20 protein-coding genes are annotated in these 26,926 nt (G+C 56.4%); 5 read left to right on the forward strand and 15 right to left on the reverse strand.

The window, feature by feature from the left end; genetic code table 11:
* The first annotated feature begins 306 nt into the window (after nucleotides 1-306).
* Nucleotides 307-498 carry a hypothetical protein gene (locus tag CV013_RS14970; protein ID WP_102156498.1) on the forward strand — a complete coding sequence of 64 codons (192 nt, stop codon included), beginning with the start codon at nucleotides 307-309 and terminating at the stop codon, nucleotides 496-498.
* Between the two features lie 104 nt (nucleotides 499-602).
* Nucleotides 603-965 carry a hypothetical protein gene (locus tag CV013_RS14975; RefSeq protein ID WP_123640006.1) on the forward strand — a complete coding sequence of 121 codons (363 nt, stop codon included), beginning with the start codon at nucleotides 603-605 and terminating at the stop codon, nucleotides 963-965.
* A 421-nt stretch (nucleotides 966-1,386) separates the two neighbouring features.
* On the opposite strand, the gene CV013_RS14980 is transcribed toward CV013_RS14975, so the two are convergent.
* Genes CV013_RS14980 through cysD form a run of 3 tightly spaced genes read right to left on the reverse strand, consistent with a single transcriptional unit; the run spans nucleotide 1,387 to nucleotide 4,976 of the window.
* Entirely contained in the window at nucleotides 1,387-2,127 is a 741-nt protein-coding gene (locus CV013_RS14980; protein WP_408057064.1) for a 3'(2'),5'-bisphosphate nucleotidase CysQ, read from the reverse strand.
* 22 nt (nucleotides 2,128-2,149) lie between these two features.
* The gene (gene cysN / locus CV013_RS14985; RefSeq protein ID WP_102156501.1) at nucleotides 2,150-4,069 is read right to left on the reverse strand and encodes a sulfate adenylyltransferase subunit CysN; all 1,920 of its coding nucleotides are present in this window, start codon (nucleotides 4,067-4,069) and stop codon (nucleotides 2,150-2,152) included.
* 1 nt (nucleotide 4,070) lies between these two features.
* Complete coding sequence (gene cysD, locus CV013_RS14990) at nucleotides 4,071-4,976, reverse strand: sulfate adenylyltransferase subunit CysD (RefSeq protein ID WP_102156502.1); 906 nt, start codon at nucleotides 4,974-4,976, stop codon at nucleotides 4,071-4,073.
* Nucleotides 4,977-5,069: 93 nt separating this feature from the next.
* Here cysD and CV013_RS14995 point away from each other — a divergent pair, with 93 nt between their 5' ends.
* On the forward strand, nucleotides 5,070-6,176 hold the full coding sequence (locus tag CV013_RS14995; protein WP_102156503.1) for a helix-turn-helix transcriptional regulator: 1,107 nt from the start codon (nucleotides 5,070-5,072) through the stop codon (nucleotides 6,174-6,176).
* A 124-nt stretch (nucleotides 6,177-6,300) separates the two neighbouring features.
* Here the strand turns inward: CV013_RS14995 and CV013_RS15000 are convergent, their stop codons facing one another.
* Together CV013_RS15000 and CV013_RS15005 are read right to left on the reverse strand one after the other, a co-directional pair.
* Nucleotides 6,301-8,265, reverse strand: a complete 1,965-nt coding sequence (locus CV013_RS15000) for an alpha/beta fold hydrolase (RefSeq protein WP_223805396.1) — start codon at nucleotides 8,263-8,265, stop codon at nucleotides 6,301-6,303.
* Nucleotides 8,266-8,355: 90 nt separating this feature from the next.
* Nucleotides 8,356-11,355 (reverse strand): TonB-dependent receptor plug domain-containing protein, encoded by a 3,000-nt coding sequence (locus CV013_RS15005; protein WP_102156505.1) that lies wholly within the window; start codon nucleotides 11,353-11,355, stop codon nucleotides 8,356-8,358.
* 150 nt (nucleotides 11,356-11,505) lie between these two features.
* Here CV013_RS15005 and CV013_RS15010 point away from each other — a divergent pair, with 150 nt between their 5' ends.
* A complete protein-coding gene (locus CV013_RS15010; protein ID WP_102156506.1) occupies nucleotides 11,506-12,420 on the forward strand; it encodes a LysR family transcriptional regulator in 915 nt (304 codons plus the stop codon).
* Between the two features lie 144 nt (nucleotides 12,421-12,564).
* Here CV013_RS15010 and CV013_RS15015 read toward each other — a convergent pair whose 3' ends face one another.
* The 5 genes from CV013_RS15015 to CV013_RS15035 all read right to left on the reverse strand — a co-directional run bounded on the left by CV013_RS15015 (nucleotide 12,565) and on the right by CV013_RS15035 (nucleotide 19,974).
* Complete coding sequence (locus tag CV013_RS15015; protein ID WP_102156507.1) at nucleotides 12,565-12,840, reverse strand: DUF3325 domain-containing protein; 276 nt, start codon at nucleotides 12,838-12,840, stop codon at nucleotides 12,565-12,567.
* Nucleotides 12,837-14,390, reverse strand: coding sequence for a PepSY-associated TM helix domain-containing protein (locus tag CV013_RS15020; RefSeq protein WP_102156508.1), 1,554 nt, complete (start codon nucleotides 14,388-14,390; stop codon nucleotides 12,837-12,839). The genes CV013_RS15015 and CV013_RS15020 overlap by 4 nt, the downstream gene beginning before the upstream one ends.
* Entirely contained in the window at nucleotides 14,387-14,698 is a 312-nt protein-coding gene (locus tag CV013_RS15025; RefSeq protein WP_102156509.1) for a hypothetical protein, read from the reverse strand. The genes CV013_RS15020 and CV013_RS15025 overlap by 4 nt, the downstream gene beginning before the upstream one ends.
* Nucleotides 14,699-14,715: 17 nt before the next feature.
* Nucleotides 14,716-16,881, reverse strand: a complete 2,166-nt coding sequence (locus tag CV013_RS15030; RefSeq protein WP_232806608.1) for a TonB-dependent siderophore receptor — start codon at nucleotides 16,879-16,881, stop codon at nucleotides 14,716-14,718.
* Nucleotides 16,882-17,460: 579 nt separating this feature from the next.
* On the reverse strand, nucleotides 17,461-19,974 hold the full coding sequence (locus tag CV013_RS15035; protein ID WP_102156511.1) for a YadA family autotransporter adhesin: 2,514 nt from the start codon (nucleotides 19,972-19,974) through the stop codon (nucleotides 17,461-17,463).
* A gap of 450 nt (nucleotides 19,975-20,424) precedes the next feature.
* On the opposite strand from CV013_RS15035, the gene CV013_RS15040 reads away from it, so the two are divergent.
* Nucleotides 20,425-21,408, forward strand: a complete 984-nt coding sequence (locus CV013_RS15040) for a PAS domain-containing protein (RefSeq protein WP_102156512.1) — start codon at nucleotides 20,425-20,427, stop codon at nucleotides 21,406-21,408.
* Between the two features lie 1,180 nt (nucleotides 21,409-22,588).
* On the opposite strand, the gene CV013_RS15050 is transcribed toward CV013_RS15040, so the two are convergent.
* From CV013_RS15050 to CV013_RS15065, 5 genes are all read right to left on the reverse strand, one after another.
* Nucleotides 22,589-22,798 (reverse strand): cold-shock protein, encoded by a 210-nt coding sequence (locus tag CV013_RS15050; RefSeq protein ID WP_102156514.1) that lies wholly within the window; start codon nucleotides 22,796-22,798, stop codon nucleotides 22,589-22,591.
* 188 nt (nucleotides 22,799-22,986) lie between these two features.
* Nucleotides 22,987-23,211: a hypothetical protein gene (locus tag CV013_RS15055; RefSeq protein ID WP_102156515.1), complete on the reverse strand. Its 225-nt coding sequence runs from the start codon at nucleotides 23,209-23,211 to the stop codon at nucleotides 22,987-22,989.
* A 59-nt stretch (nucleotides 23,212-23,270) separates the two neighbouring features.
* On the reverse strand, nucleotides 23,271-23,423 hold the full coding sequence (locus CV013_RS15915) for a hypothetical protein (protein ID WP_232806609.1): 153 nt from the start codon (nucleotides 23,421-23,423) through the stop codon (nucleotides 23,271-23,273).
* A 41-nt stretch (nucleotides 23,424-23,464) separates the two neighbouring features.
* A complete protein-coding gene (infA, locus tag CV013_RS15060; protein ID WP_102156516.1) occupies nucleotides 23,465-23,731 on the reverse strand; it encodes a translation initiation factor IF-1 in 267 nt (88 codons plus the stop codon).
* A gap of 712 nt (nucleotides 23,732-24,443) precedes the next feature.
* On the reverse strand, nucleotides 24,444-26,888 hold the full coding sequence (locus CV013_RS15065; protein ID WP_190276560.1) for a PAS domain S-box protein: 2,445 nt from the start codon (nucleotides 26,886-26,888) through the stop codon (nucleotides 24,444-24,446).
* Nucleotides 26,889-26,926 lie beyond the last annotated feature (38 nt).

Raw genomic sequence — 26,926 nt, forward strand, 5'->3', positions numbered from 1 at the left:
GAGCCTAATTGAACTTCGTGGAATCTGGATGAACAGCCTGAGCCTGGCCCGTTTATCCGGCTGGGCTAGATTTCATCCCCACCCCCTTCCCTACCTTTTAAGGCCACCCTTCCAAAGTATTGAACCTCGTAGTGCGGGATCGGAACAAGATTGAACCGCATACGATTTCGATGAAGTCGAGTAGTATGTATCTGTACTTTGCACATCTCCGGAAAAAAATATCCTCTGTCATAATCATTTTTCTTGACAGTAAATGGATATGATTTATTTTAATATAACCATTATTTATTGTGGAAAATTTCAGTAATGAAAATACTTATCGATTATGAAATCGGCGCGGTCAATGGTGGTCGTGGATCTTTACTACGAGCCGCCATTAAGGCTATCGATTGGATTGGCCGAGGCCTTACAGTAGCAGAAGTCGCGAAGGCCACAAAAGTTGATATCAAAGAATTTGGAGAGTTCGAGCAAAAGCGCACCGGCGGAAACATGAAATAATCTTCTTTTCAGGGTAGCGCTGCGTTGAAACTTTTTGGATATATATTGTTTGCCTCTACCACTTTGCTGCTTCCCCGGCTTTTGCCTACATCGATTCAACCTCGTTGAGCGTTGGTCGGGGACCTCTATTTGAAGAGGCTTTTAAATTTCTTTTTTCTTTTTTTGCCCTTCGCGATTTTAGTATTAGAATGCAGTCTATTATCATAGGCCTTGCGGTTGGCATTTCTGAAACCACTTTAAACAGCCTATTGGTTTTTAATGAAATGCATGCGGACATTAGTTCAAATACAAGTGGAATTGATGAGACGGGAATCGCAATAGCTATTGCGATTGGCATAGCCGCAAAGTCTATTATCTCCATTATTGCACACGGACTAATATTCTTTTTCAGTCTGAAATTAGCAAAGGGAGATTACTTAATAGGCTTTTTCATTGCTGCACTTATTCACTTTTTTTCAACCTATTGATAAACAGCATTTGAGCACTATAATGTCGTGTCCCACGACAAGATAATACAGCGACATCGGGAAAGTCTCACTAGCGATGCAGGGATTACTATTCTTGTTTCATGGCAGGCCATAAGTTATCCGCTCCTTGTAAGTTTCGCCATGACCATGATTGGTCCCTTGACTGCAGAGTTGAATCCTGAACCCAGGGGGAGGCATCGTAACCGCTATCTAAAAATGATGGGTGGTACGGATATTAGAGATGAAAGCTGATGCTCTCACTCCTCTGATTTTAGCGTCAAATCAGGCGTAAACCCGCTGCTCAGTACCGACGTCAAACACCTGCGGAAATCATCTAAGTCGGCCCCATGCTTGGTGCCAGTAGTTCGGCAGGCAAATTCACGACCCCATCCATATCCGCCAGCGAACTTGTCCGCGCCGCCTAGGTAGATATATCAGTCAAGGCATCGCACACCGGCACCACCCATTCCGACCGACAGATGAGAAGATCGGGGATATAGGTGTCCCGCTGGTTGTAGATAAGCGGGCTGCCATCAAGCCGCGAACAGTGCAAACCATGTGCCGCCGCAACAGCAACCGGGGCGCAACTGTCCCACTCGTATTGCCCGCCGGAATGCAGGTAGATATCCGCCTCCCCGCGCACAACGGCCATCGCCTTTGCCCCGGCGGAACCCATCGGAATCAGTTCCGCACTAAGGGTTTGTGCAACGGCGACAGCTTCTGCAGCAGGTCGTGTGCGACTGACCACCATTCTTGGTCTCGAATGGCCAGGGCCGAGCGGCTGCGGCTTGTCCGACCGAAAGACGGTACCGCCATCAAGGCCGGGGAGCGCCACTGCCCCCACACTGGCCGCGCCATCGACAGCAAGAGCGACGTGCACTGCCCAGTCGCTACGCGCTTCACCATATTCACGGGTGCCGTCCACGGGATCGACAATCCAGACCCGACGCGAGGAAAGGCGATCGTAGTTGTCCTTTTCTTCCTCGGAAAGCAGGCCATCGTCGGGGCGCGCATCTCGCAATGCGTGGACCAGAAACTGATTGGCCGTAGCGTCGCCCGCATTGCCCAGCGCCTTGCCACCGAAAACGTCCGATGCGCGCACTTCCAGCAGGATTCGTCCGGCTGCTTCGGCAAGGTGCGCGGCAAGTTCGCCATCGGACATAGTCATGATTGCGCGAGCCCCCTTATTTCAACGGCATCAGTTTGCGAACGATATAGTCGGCTGCTTCGGCCGCAGTCATCTCGGCGGTGTTAACCCGTATTTCCGGCGTCATCGGCGGTTCGTATGGACTGTCGATCCCGGTGAAGTTCTTCAGTTCTCCACTCCGGGCCTTCTTATACAACCCTTTGACATCGTGGGCCTCTGCCACTTCCAGCGGAGTATCGACGTAAATCTCGATGAATTCCTCGTCCGACAGCATTGCGCGCACCATCTGACGCTCGGCGCGGAAGGGGCTGATGAATGCCGTCAGCACGATCAGGCCCGCATCGACCATCAACTTGGAGACTTCGCCCACGCGGCGAATGTTTTCGATCCGGTCCGCTTCGGTAAAGCCCAGATCCTTGTTCAGGCCGTGCCGAACGTTGTCACCGTCGAGCAAGAAAGTGTGTCGGTTCATCAGGTTGAGTCGTTTCTCAACCTCGTTTGCAATCGTGCTTTTGCCTGCGCCCGAAAGCCCGGTGAACCACAACACTTTCGGTGTCTGGTTCTTGAGCCGGGCGTGAGCCTCTCGATCGATGTCGGTCGGCTGCCAGTGAACGTTCTGCGCGCGGCGCAAACTGAAATTGATCATCCCCGCGGCAACCGTTGCGTTGGTCATCTTGTCGATCAGGATGAACCCGCCAAGCGCGCGATTGTCGGTATAGGGTTCGAAAATGATCGGACGATCGGTGCTGAGTTCCGCCACACCGATAGCGTTCAGATCGAGTGTCTTGGCCGCCATATGCTCCATCGTGTTGACGTTCACCGCATATTTCGGCTGACGCACAGTGGCGGAAACGGTTTGCGTTCCGATTTTCAGCCAATAGGCACGGCCAACGTGCATAGTATCGTCGTTAAGCCAGACAATCGTCACTTCGAACTGGTCTGCCACGGCAGGCGGATTATCGGCAGGGGCAATCACATCGCCACGCGAGCAGTCCACCTCATCGGCGAAACACACCGTTACCGACTGCCCCGCTACCGCTTCGTCCAGTTCACCATCCATAGTGACAATTTTGCTGACGCTGCTGGTTTTACCTGAAGGCAACACGCGCACCGCATCGCCCGGCCTGACCAAGCCTGTCGCTATCTGCCCGGAAAAGCCCCGAAAATCGAGATTGGGGCGGTTCACCCACTGAACCGGCATGCGGAACGGCTTACTGGCATCGCGCGCCGAATTAACCTCAACCGTTTCAAGGTGCTCGATCAACGTCGGGCCATCGTACCAGGGCATGTTATCGGATAGCGTCGTGATATTATCGCCTTTGAACCCGGAAATCGGCATCGCGGTGAAGCTCTCGATACCGATGGATTTTGCGAACTCGCTGTATTCGCCAACGATCTTGTCAAAGACATCCTGCGCGTAATCGACGAGGTCCATTTTGTTGACCGCCAGCACGATGTTCCGAATGCCGATCAGATGGCAAAGATAGCTATGGCGCCGGGTCTGAACCAGAACTCCTTTACGCGCATCGATCAGTATCACCGCCAGATCCGCGGTCGAAGCGCCTGTTACCATGTTGCGGGTATATTGTTCGTGACCAGGGCAATCGGCGACAATGAACTTGCGCTTTTCAGTGTTGAAAAAACGATAGGCCACGTCGATCGTAATGCCCTGCTCCCGCTCGGCAGCCAGACCATCCACCAGCAGCGCAAAATCGATATCCTGCCCTTGTGTACCGACTTTCTTTGAATCGGATTGCAAAGCGGCCAACTGATCTTCGAAGATCATCTTCGAATCGTAGAGCAAACGACCGATCAGCGTCGATTTGCCATCGTCCACCGATCCGCAGGTGATGAAGCGCAGCATCGTCTTGTGCTGATGCGTGTCCAGATATGTATCGATATCTTCGGCAATGAGCCTGTCGGTTACATAAACGGAGTCGTTCTGTGTCTCAGGCATGTCAGAAATACCCCTGCTGCTTTTTCACTTCCATGCCTGCACCGCCGGCATCTTTGTCGATCGCGCGGCCCTGCCGTTCCGAGGTCGTGGTCAAAAGAGTTTCCTGAAGCACTTCGGGCAAAGTCTTCGCAGTGCTCTCCACCGCACCGGTCAGCGGATAACAGCCGAGCGTCCGAAACCGGATCGACCGTTCGACGGGCACTTCACCGGGCTGCAACGGGAAACGATCGTCATCGATCATCAGCAACATGCCATCGCGCTCCACGGTCGGGCGCTTTGCCGCGAAATAGAGCGGAACAATCGGAATGTCGTTCAGGTGGATATATTGCCACACGTCCAGCTCGGTCCAGTTCGAGATTGGGAAGACGCGGATGCTTTCGCCTTTGTGTTTGCGCGCATTGTACAGGTTCCACAGTTCCGGTCGCTGGTTCTTCGGATCCCACCCGTGACTGGCGGTGCGGAATGAGAATATGCGTTCTTTCGCCCTGCTCTTTTCCTCGTCGCGGCGGGCACCGCCAAATGCCGCGTCGAAATTCCACTTGTCCAGCGCCTGCTTCAGCCCTTCGGTCTTCCACATATCGGTGTGCAGCGAACCGTGATCGAACGGGTTGATCTCGCGCTCGACTGCTTCGGGGTTTTGATAGACCAGCAGCTCCATGCCGCTTTCCTGCGCCATGCGATCGCGCAGTTCATACATCGCCTGAAACTTCCACGTCGTGTCAACATGCAACAGAGGAAACGGAGGCGGTGACGGGAAAAACGCCTTGCGCGCGATATGCAGCATGACGGCGCTATCTTTGCCGACGCTGTACAGCATGACCGGGTTTTCGGCCTCTGCTGCGACTTCGCGAATAATGTGAATCGCCTCTGCCTCAAGCCGTTCGAGGTGGGTCAATGTTCGGGACATGCGATAGTGCTCTTTCCAGCCATCAATGATTTGCTTCTACAAATGTGCGTGATCGCGCTGGACATTTAACCTCCCATTTGGGAGCATCTAGTGATGTTCGTGATCCAGGAGGAAACCGACCTGCTGTCTGCGGCCTTCGATGGCCCTTTCGAGCAACCGATGTGGCAGACCTTTCTGGAGCGGCTCCGCGTGCGGACACGTGCAGATAGTGCCACCATTACGTTTCGCCCGCCTGACCGGTCGCGTAACAGCACTATTCACCTCGCCGCCGGGCGCGCGATGCCGCGTGAACTCGCGCAGATGTACGAACGCGATGTTTGGGAGCGCGATCCCCTTCCCTATTTCGATCTGCGCGAAGAACGGGTCTATTCCTTGTCCGAACTGCTGCTGCCCGGCGACCCGATTCATGACGCCTTTCGCCGTGACATGATGATCCCCAACAAAGTGAACGCCATGCGGCTGATGCGTATCACCGAGCCGGGCGGAGTCAGCGCATGGATATCTATCAATCGGGAAACCAATGACTTCACCCCGGCCGACGGAGCGCTGCTGAGCCGGATCGGGCCGCATTTTCGCCGGGCATTGCGCTGCTATGCCGAAATCGAACGGCAGAAGGCCAGCGCGCGGATCGCCGACAATGTCATGGCCCGACTTAATTTCGGGTGGATCCGGCTCGATGCAGATGGCGTAGTAATGGAGGAAAGCCACGAGGCGGCGAAGCTGATGCAGTACGGCGTCGGGCTGCGCCGGACCCGCAGCGGTCGACTGATTGCAGACGATTCGCTGATCGATCGCAAGCTATCCCGCGCATTGCGCGCCATTGTGAAAGAAGCCAACCCGCGCCCCCATGCCATCAATGTGTCGATGGATCCGTGGGTCGACCTGCTGATTGTCCCCGCAACGCCGGACCCGCAATCCCCCGCTGCCAGCGGTGCTGCGGTTGCCTATATTCAAGGCGACAACCGCAGCCGATCCGACCGCCATGAACAAATCGCCGAACTGTTCGGCCTGCTTCCCAGCGAAGCCCGCCTTGCGCTGGCTCTGTCCAATGGCCAGTCGATTGCCGAAGCCGCCCAGAGCCTTGGAATCACAATCGAAACAGCAAGAAACTATTCCAAGAAAATCTATGCCAAGATGGGCGCTCGCGGGCAATCCGATCTGATCCGCTTCATCCTGACCAGCGTCCTCGCCCTAAGCTAGCTCACCGCACACACACCGGCTCTGCAATCGCCTGTCACACTGTCACATGAGGCATGCAATTGAGAGTTGCGAGCTGAGTCGTCTTTTCCCACCCATACCCGCTCCATCCAGATTGCCGGGACATTTATTGCAGCAGCATTTCTCGTAAAAACGCAATCTGCGCGCCGTCGGAAACTCGGGCGTTCTCGCTTTTCTTGAAACCATGCCCTTCATTGTCAGCGAGGACATAGGAAACACGCACGCCGTTCGCCCGAATGGCAGCAATCATGTCTTCGGATTGCTGCTGGGGTACGCGAGGATCGTTGCCTCCCTGAATGAACAGCACGGGCGCGCGAATGCGCGAAGCATTCTGCATCGGGGACATTTGCTGGAAGAACTTTGCGACTTCGGGGTCGCGTTCATCGCCATATTCGCGGCGCCGATTGTCGACCCGATAAGGTTCGGTATTCGCCATAAACGATGCAAAGTCGCTTACTCCGAAGCGAGAAATTCCGCCTTTGAACCGGTCGGGATAGGCAACCAGCGAAGCGAGAGTCACGAAGCCACCGTAAGACCCACCGGCAATGACGACGCGATCGGCATCGAGATCGGGCTGCTCTTTGATCCAGTCGAGCAATGCGCCGATATCCTTGATCGCATCGCCGCGCTTCACGGTTTCATCCAACTGTTCGAAGGTTTTTCCATATCCCTCCGACCCGCGGATATTCGGTCGGAGGACTGCGATCCCCATTTGTGTCGCAATATAATGGTAAAAGCGGCTGAAGCTCGGTCGCGACTGGGATTCTGGCCCTCCGTGAGCGAAAATCACCACAGGGACAGGGTGATCGGCAGACGCAGCATCCGGGCGATATACCAGCAAAGGGATCCGACGCTGTTTATCGCCGTCCATATCGAACGTCGGGAACGTAGTAATATCCGGCGTCATCCGGGCGATTTTCTGATCGGGCCGGAAGCCCCCGGTCCAGACTTCGAAGCTATCGTCGCGATAATCATAGATGCCCGAACGCCAGGGAACATCGGGTTGAGACACGCTCAACGCGAGTTTCTTTCCATCGGGCGAAAAGCGCATCGCACCGATCACACCCAGCGATTTTTCGGAAGGTCCGGAGATCAGGCGAAGAGCCTTGGTATCGAACACTACCAATGTGGATAGTCCGCTGCGATTGAACGATACAGCCATACGGCTGCGATCTGGCGACATGACGATGGAATCGATGTCCAAGCCCACATTGCTCAGCACCGGTAATATTTCGCGATTTTCGAGATCGAGGCGGAACAGTTCAACGTATTCGGAGAAAGCGTTGGTTGTGAAGAAGACATACCGTCCATCGGCAGAGTAGTAGGAATCTTTGATATCCTCATCGGCTTCGATCAGGATAGTCTCCTTCCCACTGGCAAGTTCAATCTGAGATAGTTTAAAACCACCCTCTGACGGGCCTTCTGCCAGCAAGCGTGTGCCATCCGGACTGAAGTCATCGGGATAGAAAGGGATATTGCTGCGTTCCAGAATGCCAGTCTCGTTATCTGGACATGTCGACTGGACAATAAGGCTCCACATGCCAGTGCCAGCCTCTGCACTTGCATAGGCGATCTTGTCCATTTGATCGGAAACGAGAAGAGATACGTTGCGTGAGCGGCCCGGGGACAGCTTTACGGCATCGTGCGATCTGCCATCGGTAACATAGACAGCGCTGTACTCGTCACCGTCTTTGTCGCTGGTGAAAACATAGCCCTCGCGATCGCACACCATTGCATTGCGCGCAGTTGACAGGCTCAAGCCGGGCAGATCGAGTATCTCGGTATAATCGGCGTTACGCGTCGCGCGGCGATAGAGGTTTCCGCGATCGGCAAACAGCATAGCCTTGCCATCATGCGTCCAACCACGGGTAGAATAACTGTTGCTTGTCCGCATGTGTCGGGCGACGTTCTGGCCATCGTACAGAACGGACTCAGGGACATTTTCGAGGAACAGATGTTTGCCGAACTGCCGCCGTTCGGTCGGTTCTGCCTCAGACTGCTGAGGCACCTGATCTTGTGCCAGCGCTGTTGCAGCCCATGCCAGAGACACCGCCGAAATGCAGCAGAACATCTTACGCAAAACACTCTCCATGATTTATGGCATTAATCCAAATGCCGGGGCGGTCCGTTTTGACCGCCCCGGCATTCTGGCATTCGGGTTTTAGAAGCGGAAACGCGCCCCGACGTAGAATTCGCGTCCATCAAGATCGTTCAGCGCCGAAACGATGTTGCGGCTGCTACCGTAGTTCAGGCCCGACGGAATGAACGGCCCCAGATCGTTGAACACGTTGTTCACGCCGCCGTAGATTTTGATATGGGGGCGATTGCGAAGCGTATAGGACATATACAGGTTATGATATGCCTGTCCGCCGACCTTGAAGTACTCGGAATCGGTAGGCGCGACGTGATTATCGTCCACTCCACCGCTGCGATAGAGCGTCGTCCAGCTGATACGGATATTCCGGTCGCTCCATCCGAGTTTGAGGCGGAATTCATCGGTGGGTTTGCCGATTTCTCCCAATGAGTCCTCAGTTTCGAGTCCGGCGATACCCTGATATGTGAACTCATCCCGGAAATAGTGAGTATAGATCAGGTTAGCGCCAAACCGACCGGGAATACCGGAGATCGCCCAGTCATAATTGAACGTAACGTCCACCCCTTCGGTCAGGTAGCTGTCGAGATTTTCCACCTGATTGATGATCTGGCTGATCGTGCCGGTCTGCGAATTGCGGGAAATGACATCACAAAAACGGTTATCTGGATAGTTATCAGCAGTATAACACAGGTCTGCGGTCAATTGACTGGATATCGATCCAATCGCATCCCGCACACGGATCTGATAATAATCTGCAATCAATGACAGACCCGGAATGATCTTCGGAGTCAGGACCACACCTGCAGTATAGGTATCTGCGGTTTCTTCCTTCAGCTTGTTATTACCCTGGTTTGGACCACGGATGCTGCCATCGAATTCAAACGGCTGCCCGGCATTTGCCGGGTCGGCGAAGTAGGCCTGAATACCCGGAACAGCCAGACAGTTGGCAGCCAGCACTGCGGTGCTGGTATTGCTGCCTGCCGGTGCTGTCACGCCCGATCCATCCGGCATCAGGCCATCGCATGGGTCACGAACGCTGTCGTAATCGCCGCGCGGGGGCGAAAAGAACTCAGTCAGCGTCGGGGCGCGTTGTGAGCGCGAGTACTGTGCACGAAAACGAATGCTGGAACTGGGCGACCAGCTCCCACCGGCGTTGTAGCTGAATACCCCACCGACTGTCGAATAATCGGCGGCACGGCCTGCAAGCTGCAATGAAAGACGGCTTGTAATCGGGATATCGAGTTCAGCGAACGCTTCGACAACATCGAAATGAGCTTCGATGTCCGGCACGCCTGTCGACGTTGTGGCCATGATGACATCGCCATCCTGCCCCCAGGTCTTCTGATATTCCCGGCGATATTCCAGACCAGCAGCCGCCTTCAGAGGGCCGCCGGGCAGTTGCAGCACAGTGCCGTTAGCGCTGGCCAGACCGGTAATCTGCTCACGCTTCTGATAGAGGTTGGCGTTATAGCGGATGTAATTCGCCATATCGTCCGTGATCGAGTTCTCGCCGAACAGATCGATCGGCACACACCCTTGCGAACGGGCAGTGGCATCGACGCACTGATAGCCCCCTGCCCCATCGGATTCGACGTCCAGAGCATAAGCGAGATTCTGAAGATTGATTTCGTTGGTATCGCGCTGATGCTGTTTGTAGGTGCCGTATGTTCCGGAAACCTGCCACTGCCAGTCGCCCCATGCAGAGCCATTCAGTGCAAGGCTGGATCGTAGCGTATCGCGAAAGTTGATTTTCTCGTCCCAGCCCAGTTCGGCAAAGCGACGATACCAGCTCACGGTACCCGAACGGGTTTCCTCGACTGCATCAGGAATGAACGGATTGTTGGCCGCAATTTGCGGAAGCTCGCCGTAGATTACGTTTCCATTCGAATCCCGCAGTGCATTGCCATTGGCATCGAGCCGCGCATATTCGTCACCGTAAATGGCGGCTTCAGACGAGCTGCGCGCGCGCGTGTAATTGTAAGTGTACATGACGCTGGCGCTCACGTTGACGCTCGGTGTCAGTTCGTATTCCAATTTCACCGCGCCGGACGCCATCAGATATTCTGGCGACAGTGTCTGACCGGGGCGATAGTTGAAACCATCGGGGTAGGTTTCGAACCCGGCTGACGCTGGTCGACCATCATCGGGCAGAAGCGATTTATCGTTGTACCAGACGCCGCCGATATTCCATGCGTCGTCGGATTCGAAGCGACCGCCGGGGAGATAGGAGCTGAGGCTGGGAGTGAAACAATATCCACCGCTCTCACAACCAGGGAACACCGATTCATCATTGAACGCGCCAGCATAGCCGGGCGTATCCCAGGTTAGTGCAGCAATCGATTCGGGCCGGGTTGAATCGGCATAGATCGCGCGTTGGTGTTCGAAACTGGCACCGACCAGGATATTGCCCCGGCCATTGGCAAAGTTCTTGCCCCACGTAAGGTCAGCGTCGATTTCGTTATCGCCACTGCGTTCCGGCGCAAGATACCGGAGATTGGCTTCGAACCCCTCCCAGTCTTTCTTCAGGATTATGTTCACGACACCTGCAATGGCGTCTGACCCATAGATTGCCGAGGCACCCCCGGTCGTCACTTCGATCGATTCGACAAAGCCCGCCGGGATCGTAGACAGACTGACGCGTTCGCCATTGCCTGCGTTCGAAATAGCCCGGCGACCGTCGATCAGCGTCAGTGTCCGGTTGCTACCCAAGCGCCGGAGGTTGACGGAGCTAATACCCGAATTTTGCACACTGGTGTTCGAACTTTCAGGCGAAATATCCGAATCCACACCGGGGATTTCCTGAACAATTTCCGCAATGCTGGTCGTGCCACTTTCCGAGATATCTTCGCGGCCAAGAATTTTCAGCGGAATTGCCGAAGTCGCGTCCGAACGGCGGATGCGGGATCCCGTCACAACGATCGCATCAGTTTCGCCAGCGCCCGCCGATGAAGCCCCCTGTTGACTATCCTGCGGCTGCCCATTCGTTGCATCTTGTGCAAATGTCGGTGTTGCATAGACCGCCGACATCGCGAGAGTACAGGTAGTTAGGAACAAACGTTTTTTCATAGGTATCCCCCATTTCGAAAATTACAGCCGTGCCTGACGCAACTATTGCTCATATATCCCCTAGCGCACGACATTTGATTGCTTTGGTGAAGGAGCTCTGTCTCCATAGGCAAATTCAAAAATCGCGATCCTTGATGACAGAATCGCAAGATGCAGATAATTAACAAATTTATGGAACTGAAATGGCTGGAAGACTTCGTATGTGTTGCACAACAGGGACACTTTGCCCGCGCAGCAGACGCGCGCCGTATAACCCAATCCGCACTTAGTCGTCGGGTGAAGTCGCTTGAGGAATGGGTCGGGGTTACCCTTCTGGATCGAACGCAGCACCCGATCCGGTTAACAGCTGCCGGACGCGAGTTTTACGGCGCCGCTCAGGATATCATACGCCAATCATATGATGCGCGATCAACATCGGAAGAACTGACACAAGGCATCCGTGATACGATCACCGTGTCATCGCTTCACACGCTGGCCCTCTACTTCGTTCCCAGTATGCTGGCTGAATTACAGCGGAAACTCGGGCCATTCGAAGTCTCTGTCGTTGCCGAAACCCGCACAGTGGATGAATATCTCGTCGCCCTGGCCGAAAACAGATCTGATTTCTTCGTCAGCTACAGTCGCGGCGGGCTTTCGGCAGCAGCCGATTCTGGTGCATTCGAAAGTAAGTTGATTGGCCGCGATCAGATACGACCGTTCATTCATAACAACGCGCCCGATCTGGATCTGGATGCACGACGAGGGCTGCCAATTCCGTACCTCGCGTATTCGGGAACGACGCTGATGTCGCAACTGGTGCGTGGAATCATATCCAATGCACCGTTCCAGAACCGGTTGAATGTACGCTACCGTGCGTCGTTGGCCGAAAGCATTCGGACTGCCGCTTCGTTTGGGATGGGGTTATGCTGGTTGCCAGACAGCACCTTTGCCTGGCGGGGTGAGACCAACAAATTGCGCCTGATTGAGAGCCGCTGGCAAACAGAAGTTTCGATCAGAATTTACAAGTCACGCAATAATTTACGACCAATAGTCCAGGCCATATGGGATTCTCTGGAAACTCTTTGACCCACACAAAGGCAGATATGACCTCGATGAGGTTGGGTTGTTTCTGGCAGCGCATAGATTGTGTGAAAGTTCTGGGTGGATCGCGCGGTGACGTTACGAGCATAATCTACGCCCAGACAGCATAGTGCCGGAAATCCGATTGCGCTAATTGAGGCGCGCGCGCCAGCAAAGCATGGCGACAACGATCCAGGCCGCGATGGACATATGCCCGAACCATGCAATGGTGCCATAAGCGGGGCCGAAGCCAACCATATCGAGCGCAAGACTGGCTGTAATTGAAAACCACCCTGCAGCCCGCGTGAGGCTCTGATCTCTTTCAGACAGTCTGCGGCCGATAATGTCGCGCTGATGCCGCTTCATCGACAGGGCAAGTGCCGCGAGGCCAGCCAGTGAAAATAGTACAGCAAGGATGTGGGTCATGCCGACTTTCTTTCCAACGTCCGCCGCGGCTTGCGAGGCTCTGCCGAGGTTTTTCCAACCCACGCCTTGCGCGCTGCATATCCGAATCCCGCCGCGAGTAGCAGCATGACGATGTCGAAGCCGACATAGACCCAGTCGTGGTCCAACAGACTAACAAACAGGCCCCGCGATGTCGTGATGGTATCGACCGGCAAAATGGCGAGGAACAGCGCCGAAGTTGCCGCAAGCGTTTCAGCCCATGCGCGGCAAACGGGGCGGATCGCTCCCCATAGAGCAATTGCTGCCCAGGCAAGGAACAGGCTGTTTATTTCCCAGTCGGCACGCTGCTCCATACCGAGAGGCAGCAGACGGTTGGCGAGGAAATAGGTAGCTATGCCTGCACCCAATCCCGATATTGCTGCGATATTGAGCCGTTCGACAAGCCTGAATCCGAAATACGGATGTTGCGGATCGGGCAGGCGTGTCCGTCGCTTGGCGGTCCACATGACCAGCCCGCTACCGACCATAATCGTACCGCCCAGCCCTGAGACAAAATAGAGCCATCGCAAGCCCCATTCGGCAAACCGCCCGGCATGCAGGCCGATCATCACACTCTCTGTTTTGAGCGCTGGCCCCTTGGGTAATCCGGCCTGGATCAGTTTTCCGGTGGCGCCATCGAAGCGTAGCGTTTCGCCCCGTGCCCCGATCGCATCTTCGGACGAACTTCCGAGCGTGACTGTCGCGGTTGAATCGCCTGGATTGGTGACGTTAACGGAGCCGGGCATCGCCCCGTTCCACTGGGATGAGGCGGTGTGCATCATCGCCTCGACAGGTGCCAGAGGAGCTCTTTTGCCGGCGCGCTGGACATCTGGCGGCGATGAGAAGAGGCTTTCGAAGAAGGTCTGTGGCGCGGTGTAGTTGGCAGCAATTCCCCACGGCATGTACAGCGTCGCCAGCGTCACGAGCCCGGTAAAGGTAATCATCAGGTGGAAGGGCAAAGCCAGAACCGCCGTCACATTATGCGCGTCGAGCCAGCTTCGTTGGCCCTTTCCGAAGCGCAACGTGAAGAAATCGACGAAGATCTTCTTGTGCGTTATGACGCCTGACAGGATTGCGACAAGCATGAACATCGCCGCAACGCCGACCAGATAACGCGCCCAGGTGACAGGCAAATAATGCAGGTCGAAATGGAACCGGTAGAGGAAGTAGCCTCCATTCGTCTCGCGCGCGGTGACTTCCTTCCCATCGGGACCAAGAAGGGCGCTGCTATAGGATTGCCCTTCTTCCACGGAGGGCTGCCAGAAAAGCTGTGTCGTTGCGCTCCTGCTGTTCGGAAGCGTGATAATCCAGCTGTCTGCATTTGGCGCGGTTTGCCCGAGAAATTCCACTGCATTTTCCGCCGCCGTTACAGGATCGCTGCTGCCGACAATTTCAGGCTGCATCCAGCGGGTAATCTCTGCCTCGAAATAGGCTGCGGTGCCTGTTGCGAACATCGCGAATAGCAGCCAGCCGAACAGCAGGCCGACCCACGTGTGCAGCAAAGCCATAGACTGGCGAAGGCTCTCCTTCACAGCCGACCTCCGGCCATGATCGACAGCCACAAAATGCCCCCCAAAACCACCGCTGCGCCAAGCATCCAGAGCCACAGGACAGCTACCGAGCGCACGCCGAACGCAGTCAGTGCAATCACGGCAAATAACGCAAAGGAAAGCAGCGTCGCAGCAATTGTCGCCTCTGCAGGAGGCATTGGCAACAACCGCGCAAAGCAGGCCGTTGCCAGCGATGTCAGCAGATAATTTGCCGGTATCGCGGCAACTATTCGCGCCGCGATGTTCCAGCCATTGGTCCGGTGGGCTCCGGTCGCCTTGCTCGCCGCCATCAGATCAACCCGATCGATCAGAACTGATAACGCAATGTCAGCGTTACGTTGCGCGGCTCACCATAGGCAAGCTGGTTGTAAAAGCCGATCTGCGAATAATAGGACTTGTCGAACAGGTTTTCGACATTGAGCTGAGCCGACAGGCCATTTTCGAACTGATAGCGGGTCATGAGGTTGACAAGGGCATGGCTTTTCACCTCCAGCCGCTCTTCCAGGCCTGTCACCGGATTGACAGTGTCGGTATAGCTGGTGTCTTCCCAATTAACTCCGCCACCGACCATGAGGCCGCTCAGCGGCCCCTCGAACCGATAAGTCGTGAACACACGTAGAAGCTTTTGCGGATAGAGCGTGTTGATACGCTCATCATTCGCGTCCTCCGCCTTGAACTGGGTGTAATTGGCAGCGACCGACCAACCGGGAAGGATCTCACCATTGGCCTCCACCTCGAAGCCGGTACTGGTCGCCCCCTTGGCGGGATAATAGGCTTGTGCAGGTGGAGTGGTCCCCGGAACAGTCTGTCCGCCATCAGGCTGAGCCAGGTTGTCCTGCTTTATGTGAAAAACCGACAGTGCCGTGCTGAGCGCACCATTGAAGAAGCTGCTCTTCAGGCCAGCTTCGAAGTTCTCGCCAGTAACGGGAGGCAGATAGTCGCCGTCGCGGTTTCGGTTGTTCTGCGGTTCAAAAATCTTGGTGTAACTTGCGTAAACGGTGTGGTTCGGAACGACATCGTAGAGAACGCCCGCATAAGGCAGGAAGCGATTGTCATCCCCGAAATCGAGGTTCGCACCATAATTGAGGCCCTTGCGCTCCCAACTTGAGAGGCGACCGCCTGCGATAACCTTCAGCGAGTCGCTAAATGACAGACGCGTGGCGGCAAAATAACCCCATTGGCTGGTGTGCATATCGACAACCTGGGTCGAAGCTCCCCATGTGGGTTGCGGATAGGATCCGTCCCACCCATTAAAGTCGCCCACAGGCGGAAGAGGATCGTTGGCATAGGTCAGCGAGTCGTAATCCTGCCTGGCATAACTGGCTCCGAAGACCAGATCATGCGTCTGCCCGAACAGGTGATATGTGCCTTTGGCGCGAAAGCCGACGTCGATCTGCGAGCGCTCGGTATCCGCACGATAGGACGAAATACCCATGCCAAGGCCGGTGACCTCATCGGGCTGGCCAGAAAGATACAGCAGGCGCAAGTCGCCCTTATTGACCGAGTGCGAGCCATAAAGTTCAACTGACCATGACGGCCCGATCTCCTGCGTCAGGTTGGCAAAGTAGGTCTCGTTGGTCGACGCCCAGCTGGTCCAATCGGCACCCACGGTCTTCGAACGCGCCCAGTCTGTGCGCGATCCGTCTGCATACCAGACAGGCAGACCGCCCCATAGCGTGCCGCGCGGATCGTTATCCTGATAGCTCGCGCCAAAACTGAGCTTCGTGCCAGGCGTGATATCGGCATCGACAACACCGTACAGCACCAGCTTCTTGTCGTGCAGCAGGTCGACGTAGCTGTCATTTGCGGCATATTTGGCCACAGCGCGTGCCCGAACCGAGCCATCTGCAGTAATCGGTGTGCTGATGTCGCCCATCACCGAATAGGCATCCCAGCGCCCGGCGCTGACCCAAAAGGTGCCGGTTAGCCGATCACTGTCAGCATGTTTGCGGACCAGATTGATCGAGGCGGACGGCTCGCCTGCACCGGTCAAAAGACCTGTAGCCCCACGCACGATTTCCACACGTTCGTAAATTGCAATGTCGAGCAATGATTCCCCAGCCGAATCGCCCGCGCCCCATTGCAGAGGCACGCCGTCGATCTGGTAGTTGCTGATGCTGAAACCGCGTGCAGAAAACCCGTTGCGCGAACTATCGTAGGCCCTGGCGGAAACCCCGGCGGCATTATTGACCACATCGGACAGGGTGCGGATCGCCTGATCCTCCATCCGTTGCGAAGTCATCACTGTCACCGACTGCGGTGTTTCCTGGATCGAAAGACCAAGGCCAGTGGCCGATTCCAGTTCATCGTCGGTGGTATAGGAACCGATGACAACAATGTCCGCCCGCTCGTTTTGCGCGGAACTCCTTCCTTCGTGGTTGCTGGATGCTGCCTCCTGATCCTCTGTCTGTGCAGCAGCAGGGCTCACATAAACGATAGTCCCGACAGCGACCGAAAGCACCAAAGCACGCAAACTCGAAGCAGAAAATAGTCCTGATCGAACACCCAAAACAGCCCCCATCGCGGCAAAACCCCTGTTACTAATGCGAATGATTATCATTTGCTGGCTTGGTAGAGAGGCACCTCTTCGATGTCAACGACTACAGTGGCAGGGGTCTGGCAGACTTGGCAGGGCACGGCCCCTGCAGGGCAGAGATGTATCGTTCATGGAGATGTCCCAAGCATACACATTTCGCGGATTTGGCTACGGCAGATGTAGCGGGGGCGCTGAATATCCTCCTCATCGAACAGCATGGGCTGAGCCGATTAAATGACGATCGGATCAGGGTATGATACTGCGAACAGATCGCCGAGCTTCACGAGCCGCGAGATCGACTTTTCGGGCCACATGTCTCCGCGCGTTGCGATAGGTTTCGAACGCACAGCCGATCGCTCCGGAGCAAGCATCGCCGTGACGAGCAACGCCAACGGGAGCGATGCGACCGTCCTTAGGCTCAGTCGTGATCACTTCGGCTGATACGCAGTAAGAAAGAAGGCCGCAGCACATGGTGCTGCGGCCTTCTTCTCATAAGCCTTCAGGGGGAATTTCTGCTCAGAAGCTGAACCCGGCCCCGGCGCTCACACCGCCATTGCCTCGGGTATCCATCGTCGCTCCGGCTTTCACCACGGTGCGGCCCTCGTTGAGAGTGGTCGACATGCCGAGCGCGAAGGCGGTCTCGCCGCGATAGTGGGCCACGCCGCCGCCGACCATCGACCGACCAACAGTGATCGTCTGGGGAATACCCGACACGGCCATCGCGCTGGCGGTCCCTGCATTCGCATCCCGACGTGCTTCCCTCATGTCGAAGTCCAGCTGTGCGATGCCGGCCTGCAACTCGCCGAAGCGCATGTCGGTATAGGCACGGGTATCGGCCATTGCGGACGCCATGCTGCTTTGCATCTGGCCCAGGTTGACCGCATCGGTGCTGTGCATTCCGGCGGCGACGTTGTGGAGCGCGACCGGGGTGGTCGTATCTGCGCCAACCAGTGCGACGTCGTTCGTCACCGTACCGCCATTGCTTACATTCGGACTGTCCGGGTTCGAATACTGCACCGCGACCACGGTGCTACCCGATAGATTGTTGTTGATGGTGGCGATATCGGCGGTGTTCCGGTCGATGTCGGCGCGGTTGCGTACGACTTCGCCGTTGGTCGCCGCGAGTTGCGCGCCATTGACCGCGTCGGTGGACCCCGCGGCAACCGTACCCGCCGCCACGTTGGTCAGACTGACCGCATTTCCGCCCGCGCCGATCAGCGCCGCCGTGTTCGTCGGCGTATCGCTGACCACACCCGGATCGGTATCCGAGACGTAGCCCAGCGGGAGATTGGAGAGCTGGTTCTGCACAAGCGTAATCTGCGTCGAGTTATCGGTGACCCGCGCATCGAGGTTCGTGATATCTCCTTCGTTCACCGTTACGCGATCGTCGAGCGTGGAGATATTCCCTTCGTTCACCGCGACCCGCGCATCAAGGTTGGTGATGTCGCCCTCATTGACCGTCATACGGTCGTCCAAATCGGAAATGGCGACTTCGTTGATGGTCACGCGATCGTCGAGATTGGCGATATTCGTTTCATTGACCGTGACGCGCCCATCCAGATTTTCGATCGCATCGCTATTGGCTGCGACTGCCTGATTAGTGGCAAACAGCTGCGCGCCATTCACGGCCTGGTCCGAAGTGGCGCTCAGTTCACCGGCGGCGACATTGGCCACAGTTGTGCCCCCTGCACCATCCAGCGTCAGCGATGTGCGGGTTGCATCGTCATAAAGCACCCCCAGCGGGTCGCCCGTGCTCGTGTCGCCGAGCGCTGCAATGGCATCCGCATTGGCTTGAATTCCGGCGCGGTTGATATCGACCTGCTGATTGGTCGCGAACAACTGGCTACCGTTGACAGCCTGGCTCGATCCTGCGGCCAGTTGACCGTCAGCGACATTGCTCAGCGTGACACCCCCCGGAGCAGCGCCGATCAGGGCCGTGCTGTTAGTGGGCACGGAACTGGCGACACCGGGATTGCTGTCGCTCACGTAGCCAATCGGCAGGTTGCCCAACGAAGTCTGCAGCGCGGCAATGTCGGTTGTGTTCTGCGTAACGCGGGTGTCGATCGTAGTCACGGTATTGTCGAGACCGGAAATGTCCTCGGCGTTGATCCTGATCCGGTCGTCGAGGCTGCCGATAGCGGTGGTGTTGGCCGCCACCTGCTGGTTGGTCGCGAAAAGTTGAGAGCCATTGACCGCGTCGCTGGAGCCTGCGCTCAGCTCACCATCGGCCACATTGGAGATGGTCGTGCCGCCTGCCCCGGCGAGCCTCACGCTGGTCTGCGCCGCAGTATCATATTGCACGCCATTGCCGAGGGCCGTCTGGAGCGCTGCGACCGCACCTTGAACCTGGCCAACCGTCGCAGCATCTGTCGCCTGTGTGCCAGCCGCGACATTGGTGATCTGCCGCAGGCTGCCCGACGCGCCGACCGAGACCGAGCCCACAGAGTTATTCGTGCCCGTCAGCCCGAAGGCGCTATAGCCGGTCAGGGCTCCCCGATCGGCGAGCGAGCCGTTGCCCAGCGCAATACTGTTGGCGACTGTCGCGCTCGAATTGGTGCCGATGGCGATCGCACCATTTGCGCCAGCAGCGGTCTTGGCATTGTTACCGAAGGCGATCGCATCGAGTTCACCGGCCGATGCGACCTGGCCGCTACCAAGACCGGTGATCTGGTTGCCCCCGATCGCAAGGCCCGCCTCGTCGGTCAGGGTGTAGCTGTTTGCGGTCAGATTGCAGGGAGAGTCTGCGGCAAGCAGCGTTCCGCTGGTATCGGCCACGCGCAGCGCGATCGGATCGCCGTCGGCATAGGCTTGCAGCGTATCCGCCGCGCCGATTTCTACGTCGCCGAGAGTGAGGATCGGTGCGCCGAGGATCGAGACGTTCAGCAGCGCACTGTACAGGTTTTCGACAGCGGTGGCGGTGGGGACTGCGACGTCGCCCACAATGTCGGTGACGGCTGACGGATCGAGGCTGATGCCGGTACAGACATCGACTGCCGGCTGCAATGCCTGAGCGTGGGCGGATGTGGTCATCTGGGGAGCGCCCCCTGCCATGACGAATGCTGCTGTCGCTAGAAGCGTAATATGCAGCTTGGCATTTCTACTCATCATCGTGTGCGCCTCTCTCTTTACAGTGCTCGCAACCTCGGTTTTTCTTTGTCGAGCGCAGATGAGGCTACCGGGGCCAACTTAAGTTTTTGGAACAAGGCAGAAAGTCGAAATTACAGAAAATGCGTTACTTTCTGCGATCGGGAAAAGAGTGCGCGTCAACGTGGCGCAATCCGCGACAAACGGCGGGTTTTGAGCACCTGGGCAGTCGTTTCAATGCCTCACCGATTGTTTTTGCAGATCAGGTTCAGTCAACGAATTACATAATTTACGGAATTGCGAAGGATATCTTAGCAATTAGTATAGTAGTTTGTTATTAAGGGATTGGAGAGTATATTATACTGCGTATGACAGCATTCCTGTGGGGAGGAACCAATGCCAAACAAAGGCGTCCAGCGGAAAATTGGTAGCCATAGCGACTGCGGCAAGCCCGGGCCTTTGCGGCTTGTGACCGATCCCGAACCCGCAGGTGATGTCGGCGTACCGGCTGCGAATTTCGTCCGTTCCTTTTCGAAATGGCGAGACGAGGCGCTAGTAAAGCCGGTTTTTGTGACCAATCACGGCCGTATTACCCATGCAATGGTCGGCATCGACCAGTTTGTGCAGATGAACACAGGTCAAAACGCCGCCAGGGCGGAGGCCGATCCGTTCGAACTGGCGGAATGGGTCGATGAGGCGGTCATCATCTGCGATACCGATCTGACTGTGGAATCGATGAACCGGGTCGCTGCGGCTGCCTGCCGCAATTCGAGCGCGCAATGCGTTGGACGCAATCTGTATGACTGCCTGCCGCAACTGCGCGGCACCTTGCTCGACGTTCATTTGATGCGAACGGTCCAAGCAAACGAGTCCACCCAGGCAGACATTCCGTCACCCTTGCGCGAGGGCAGCTGGCTACGGCTGCAGAGTTTCCCGCTATATGGACGCAACGTTCTGATGTTTCGAGACATCACCGAAGAGGTGGAGCGACACCGGCTGGCCGACGTCAAGGCAGCCCTGCTGCAGGCGATGGCGGTTCACAGCGGGATCGGTTACGTGCACGTATCCATAAGCGGCCTAATCGAAATGGTGGACGAGCCCTTCTGCGACCTTCTGGGCTTGCCTGAAAGTCGGTTGCACGGCGCAAGGCTGGTCGATCTGGTAACCCGAGAGAAGCGGCTGATTTTCAAATCCGAACTTGAAGAGGCCATGGCTGGCGGCGAAGCTCGCCGGATCATTTCGAGGTTCATTTCGAACCGCGGCGAAACGGAGGATGTGGTGGCTGCGATTGTTCAACTGCGGGGCGCCTATGGAGCTGAAGGAGCGGTCATCCTGTTCACGCCTGTCAGGATGGATCTAAGCGCCGAGGCCGACGACTAGACTGGCCTGTGCCCCCAAAGTCCTTGTATATCATACCAACTTAGTTCCGATGGCGCGGTTATTGGTATGCGTAAACGCCATCGCCGCATTGCCAAACGCGCATCCGCTTTCGAATAGTCGCGGCCGTAAACTGCCAGTCTGGAACCAGCCCACATTCCCCTATTGGCCACACGATGAATGGAAGGCAGCTTCGCACGGTTGGGATTTGGCCCGCAAATGTTGGCTGTGTCAGCGGGGGCTGTCGTCGTTGAATGCCATCCTGAACGTCATTTTCTCTGACTTTTGGATCTCGAACAGAACAGGCAAATGCCGGTCCACTGGGGGACTCACTCACCAAAGCAGGCACCCAGCCGAACAGCCGTTCTGCTTGATTCACTCGATTTACCTGCTGAAATAGGTGGGGTCGCTTACGTGACTCGAACACGTGACCCCATCATTACGAATTTAGCAGAAGCGATTACAAAAGCCGATGTGACGCAACGGTTTGCGGGCTCCCTTCCCCACCCAAAGCCACATAACCCAAGCTCTACCCAAACTGGGTCGGCAACACGGTAGGGAAATTTGGACTGCGAAGTACGATGGCAGGATCGTTATTTTACGGCTGTCCAATCAGGCCCCAAATGGGCGGGGTGGGGTAGCACAAATTGCGTTTCGGAGGGGCGTGTGAAGAATTGCGCCGTTCGCCCGGCGACGCACACAAAAAGAAATTCAGGAAGCCCTACGGACCATGTTTCCGGCTCACGGGCGATCTGCGCGGTTAAGCGGGAGCGCAACACGTGTCTCTCAGTCGCAGCCGCCCAAGATCACCTGCTGCAATTATGCATACATAGCATGCCTGCTCATGGCTGTATTGCGGAAACACAACTTTGCATGCCTCCAGATTGGATCCGCGAATCTCAGTCCAATTGACCGGTAATTTGCCGGGATGCCCGCTCAAGCCGCGCTTTCTCACGCTCCAGTTCCATCCGGCGCGTCCGCTCTGCCATCTGTCGCCACGCTGCTTCGGAACGCAGTGCCCTCGCCCTCACGTTATCGAGAGAGGCTAACTTCGCCTGGGCCGCGCATTCCGTTGCCCGTGTCATGAGAAACTCGTAGGTAGGTGTCATGGGCGGCTGTCTTTCGATGGAGAAATTCGGGATTACCCCGAACCACCGAGCAGGTGATCCGGGGTATCAGTCGATCAGTCGGCAGCCGAGAGATTGACAGCGCTGGCTTTACCATTGTTGCCGGTCTCGACCTCGTAATTGAGGCGCTGGTCCTTATCGAGCGTCGTCATACCCGCCGCTTGGACAGCAGAGATGTGCACGAAGCTGTCAGCAGAGCCATCGTCAGGCTGGATGAAACCGTAGCCTTTGTCGCCATTGAAAAATTTTACAGTACCGATTGTCATTTCGCTTCCTTTCAAGAAACGGTCTGGTCGACTCGCGAAATTGCGAGCCGAGGTCGTGCGTCAAGTCGTAAATTGAAAGGATTCGTCGTATTAAAGGTACAAAATCGAAAGATAGGATTTTAGTACCCAGCGTCGATACCGGTCGAAATTCAACGAGAGCAGGATTGGTATGGCAGGTTGAGAAGTTACTATATAATTGCTTCTGTTCCCGCGTCGATTTGTACCGGATTAGCAAATTGCGCCTTACTCCACGCACACGCTGCGGCCGCACCGAGCCTGTGCTGAAAGTCACTGATACGTCCGGCAATGCGTGATGCCTTTACCAGCTTCGCAAACCGATCGTCGTCATTCGCGGCGACATCGGCGCTCATGAGCGCACACTGATGTGCTGCGTATTCGCGGTTCAGGTCCATGTCAGTTCTCCTGCAAGGGCGGGAATGCTAGCGCATGGCCGCAGAGGTAAGGGCATATGTCAGTCGACCATTGTCGCGACGAGGCGCCGCAGTTCTATGGCCGGAATCATGGCGGCAACCGGGGCAAGATCGGTCGACGCTGGCGAATGTGCTGCGCCGTAGCGCAACGAAAGTTTGTGGCGCGGTGTATCGCGCGAGATTGTTTGATTCATTTGTTGTTTATCGGCAGGTTTTCCCGCCGCCTTCTAAAGTGTCAGCGCCTGTATCCGCGCTTGCGGCCACCGGCCGGGCCTTGCCCGGGTGTCCGTTCGCGGAAGACGATCCGGCCCTTGGTCAGATCGTAAGGCGTCATCTCGACATGCACGCGGTCACCAACGACCGATCGGATACGGTAACGGCGCATTTTCCCGGCCGTGTAGGCGATGATGCGATGCTCATTATCGAGAATAACGCCGAAGCGTCCATCGGGCAGGATCTCGTCGATCGCACCCTCCATCGTAATGAGCTCTTCCTTCGCCAATCCGTTTTCCTTGCGTACAAAAAATCATCCGCACGGACGCATTCCGGTGCGGAGCCAAAGTGCATGAAAAGGAAGTGGTGCCGACCTCACGCTTGTGCGTTGACTGCGGCAATCATAATCCGTCGCAAACGACGTCAGGCAACATCTATATAACAGCGTAAAAAAAAATTTCAATGCGTTTGTCAGAATAGTTTGGAAAGTGTCGTATACACAAAAACATCCCGCTGCGGCCAGTCGCGAACCTATTCAGGTTCGGACCGAGGCGGGTACTTTGCCAGGGCATCGTCCAGGTTGATATAAATGCGTGTGCCAACCCACACTCTTGGTGGTTTCACGTTTTTTCGATTCAACGAGAAGACAATTGAATCTGGTGTTTTGTGAATTCCTGATCGATCGCCGACTGACCGCTCTTGGCTTGAGACTATCGAAAGTTGTCGCCGGCACCCAACTCTCTGAAAAGTTACCCTCAACGGCTTTGTGTTGCTCGTTCGTCAGCCTGTCTCGATCCGTATCGAGAACCGCCGCAACCCTCGCCAAAAACCCGAAATTTGCGCTCCATCCCTGCAGGCCAATTCCGGTCCATCGCGGCCACACGGCAAGAGGTCGGAAGATCGAGTTAAGCAAGTGATTCCGCTTCGCGCATCGCAGGGGCGAAGCTCCCGAGTCACGCTCCCACAGCAACGGAGACGCGAGGCTCGGCGGCAAACCGCATTCAGATCGAACGAAAACCGTAACGAACTCGCTTCGAGGCATCTATTGTCGAAAGGCAGTGCCTTCGAATATCCGTAACTGAGAAGGTCCACGTCACGCCATCGCCCTCAGGGCCTGTGCAGGCCAGCGTAATCCGGCCGGCCGAGGTAAACTTGACCGCATTGGACACGAAGTTCGCCATGATCTGCTGGATGCGCCCCGGCTTTCCGATGGTGGTCTCGTGCGAAGCTGGCTCAAGATCGATTGACAGACCCTTTCGTCGAGCCAGCGGGCGGAAAAGCCCGGCCACGCGCTCGACAAGAGCCATCGGGACGAATTCGACTTCTGTTTCCTCTAGGCGATCCCGCTCGTTCCTAGTCCGATTCAATGTCGCATCGAGCGTTTCCAAAAGCACGTTGGACGATTCCTCGATCAGGGTCAGCGCCCTGCTTCGCTCGGCATCCGACCTTTCACGGCGAATCTGGTCGATAAGGCCCAGGATGCCGGAAATCGGTGTGCGTATTTCGTGCGAAATGACCGCGAGAATGTCGCTGCGTGCGCGCGCTTCGGCCTTGGCCTCAAGTGCGCGGACCAGAGCTTGCGCACTGGCCTTTTGCTCGGAAATGTCCTGCAAAATCCCGTAATATCCGATGAGCCTCGATTTGCCGGCTTCGCCGCCCTCATCGAAAACTGTCGTGCCGCGAAGAAGTGCGGGAAAAGGCTTGCCGTCGGCACCGACCGCGATCGTCTCGAACGAGAAATCGGATTTTCTCTCAATCGCATGAGCAATATCGGCCATCGTCGCTTCACGGTATTCCTCGTCGATCAGCGCCGGCACCGCCGACAGATGCAACACCGCCTCCTCAAGGCCCAGGCGGTCTCGTAACCAGGGCGAGATGGTGATCATCATGGTCTGCGGATCGAGCGCGAAATGGCCTGCCTGTCCGCTGGATTGCGCCATTTCGAGATAGAGGAATGAATTTTCAGCCTCGCGCTGCGCATTGCGCAAGCTGGTGAGGTCGTGCGCGATGTATGCAAAGCCAAAAGTCTCACCGGCTTCATCGTCAAGCGGGATGAATGTCTCCTCGAGCCATGCAGCGGTACCGTCATCCAGGATTCGCTCGCGCATTCGCGTCTCCGAGCGCTTCCCATCCTTGGAAAGCCCGCCTTCCGATTGAGAGAATTCAGCTGCAAGCTGCTCGATTGCCCTCTGTCCGAAGAGGCGTGTCGCCCCCTCGTTCGCTCTGACGAGCACACCGTCGCCGTCAAACAGGACCATCGCATAGCCCCTGGCCGCATCGACCAGTGCATCGAAAGAACGGCTCTCGCGCGAACGGGCTTGATCGAGGCGGTCCTCCATTTTGTCGAATGCGCGTTTGAGCTGGTGAATCTCATCGCCCTTGCTTTCAACTCCGTCCGTGTCGCCGATTTCGGCAATACGGTTGGTCCGGTCGGCGAGCCTGGAGATCCGCATGGCGACGGTCCGATGGAAAACCGCTGTCAGGATGATGCCGATAAGCAGCGCACCGGCAAAGGCCACGAGGATAACGCGCTGGGCAATCGCCCAGGCGCGATCGCTCAGGGCTTCGTCCGGAAGGATGGTAAAGACGGTCCAGTCTGGAGCCTCCAGCCGCTCGGCGGCGACATAGGCGCCCAGCGCTTGCGAATATTCGACCCTCTGTTCAATCCCGCGATCAAGATAGGGGAGGAGGCCGCGCAGCATCGGATCGCCAGATGCGGAAAGATCGATATTCGCGGCAAGACCGTTCACGCTACCCTCAGCCAAGGCCGAGTGATGGATCAATTTGCCATCGCTACTGGCAATTACAGTGGTGGCACCGTTAAGCGGGGCTTGAAGGCGCCGGGTGAGATTGGAGAGCGGAATACTTATGCCCCATGCACCCAGATGCCTGCCGTCTACCCGAAAAGGCAGCATGCAACCGGTCGTCCAGTTCTGGCCTGTTGTGTCATAGATCGGCTGCTGCAGGCTGGTGCAACGCATCTCGCCCTCCGGGTTCTCCCGCGGCGAGGTAATCGTGCTGAATTCCGCATCCTGGAAACCGAAGTCGGCCGGCGCCTTGCGGTAGAAGCCAAGCTGGTCCTGACGGGTCGGGGCGTAAATCAGCAGGTCGTTGAACGGCGAGAAGAAATAAAGGCTCTCTATGTCACTCGGTAGTCCGCCGGACATCGCTTTGATCGTATCGAATGCCGCCATCACGGTTGCGCGCCGCTCGCTCGACAATTGAGGCGCGACAAACCCGCCGAACCCGCGCAACCCAATTGAGCCCGGCAACTCCGTCCCGTCCCACAATTGCGCGCGAGAGTGGTAGGCTCCGTCCGCAGCCCGGGTAAAAACAGTCTCGAAAGAAGTTGTCTCTTCGACGCTTAGCCGCTGCTTCATCAACTCGGCGGCTTTGCGCTGTGTCTCAGCTACAAGACCGAGGTCCTGACCAAGTTTGTCTGCCACCGCACTATTCGAGACGAGAAGTTCGGACGCAGCGTCGG

Origin of the sequence: Tsuneonella flava, assembly GCF_002870965.1 — a bacterium.
Taxonomy (GTDB): domain Bacteria; phylum Pseudomonadota; class Alphaproteobacteria; order Sphingomonadales; family Sphingomonadaceae; genus Tsuneonella; species Tsuneonella flava.

What these genes read in the sequence shown, in the direction of transcription:
- CV013_RS14995 (WP_102156503.1), top strand. Translation starts at nt 5,070, where the DNA reads ATGTTCGTGATCCAGGAGGAAACCGACCTGCTGTCTGCGGCCTTCGAT.
- CV013_RS15055 (WP_102156515.1), bottom strand. Translation starts at nt 23,211, where the DNA reads ATGGACCTGAACCGCGAATACGCAGCACATCAGTGTGCGCTCATGAGC.
- CV013_RS15040 (WP_102156512.1), top strand. Translation starts at nt 20,425, where the DNA reads ATGCCAAACAAAGGCGTCCAGCGGAAAATTGGTAGCCATAGCGACTGC.
- cysN (WP_102156501.1), bottom strand. Translation starts at nt 4,069, where the DNA reads ATGCCTGAGACACAGAACGACTCCGTTTATGTAACCGACAGGCTCATT.
- CV013_RS15000 (WP_223805396.1), bottom strand. Translation starts at nt 8,265, where the DNA reads ATGTTCTGCTGCATTTCGGCGGTGTCTCTGGCATGGGCTGCAACAGCG.
- CV013_RS14980 (WP_408057064.1), bottom strand. Translation starts at nt 2,127, where the DNA reads ATGTCCGATGGCGAACTTGCCGCGCACCTTGCCGAAGCAGCCGGACGA.
- cysD (WP_102156502.1), bottom strand. Translation starts at nt 4,976, where the DNA reads ATGTCCCGAACATTGACCCACCTCGAACGGCTTGAGGCAGAGGCGATT.
- CV013_RS15035 (WP_102156511.1), bottom strand. Translation starts at nt 19,974, where the DNA reads ATGACCACATCCGCCCACGCTCAGGCATTGCAGCCGGCAGTCGATGTC.
- CV013_RS15005 (WP_102156505.1), bottom strand. Translation starts at nt 11,355, where the DNA reads ATGAAAAAACGTTTGTTCCTAACTACCTGTACTCTCGCGATGTCGGCG.
- CV013_RS14970 (WP_102156498.1), top strand. Translation starts at nt 307, where the DNA reads ATGAAAATACTTATCGATTATGAAATCGGCGCGGTCAATGGTGGTCGT.
- CV013_RS15025 (WP_102156509.1), bottom strand. Translation starts at nt 14,698, where the DNA reads ATGGCGGCGAGCAAGGCGACCGGAGCCCACCGGACCAATGGCTGGAAC.
- CV013_RS15915 (WP_232806609.1), bottom strand. Translation starts at nt 23,423, where the DNA reads ATGAATCAAACAATCTCGCGCGATACACCGCGCCACAAACTTTCGTTG.
- CV013_RS15010 (WP_102156506.1), top strand. Translation starts at nt 11,506, where the DNA reads ATGCAGATAATTAACAAATTTATGGAACTGAAATGGCTGGAAGACTTC.
- CV013_RS15050 (WP_102156514.1), bottom strand. Translation starts at nt 22,798, where the DNA reads ATGACAATCGGTACTGTAAAATTTTTCAATGGCGACAAAGGCTACGGT.
- CV013_RS15015 (WP_102156507.1), bottom strand. Translation starts at nt 12,840, where the DNA reads ATGACCCACATCCTTGCTGTACTATTTTCACTGGCTGGCCTCGCGGCA.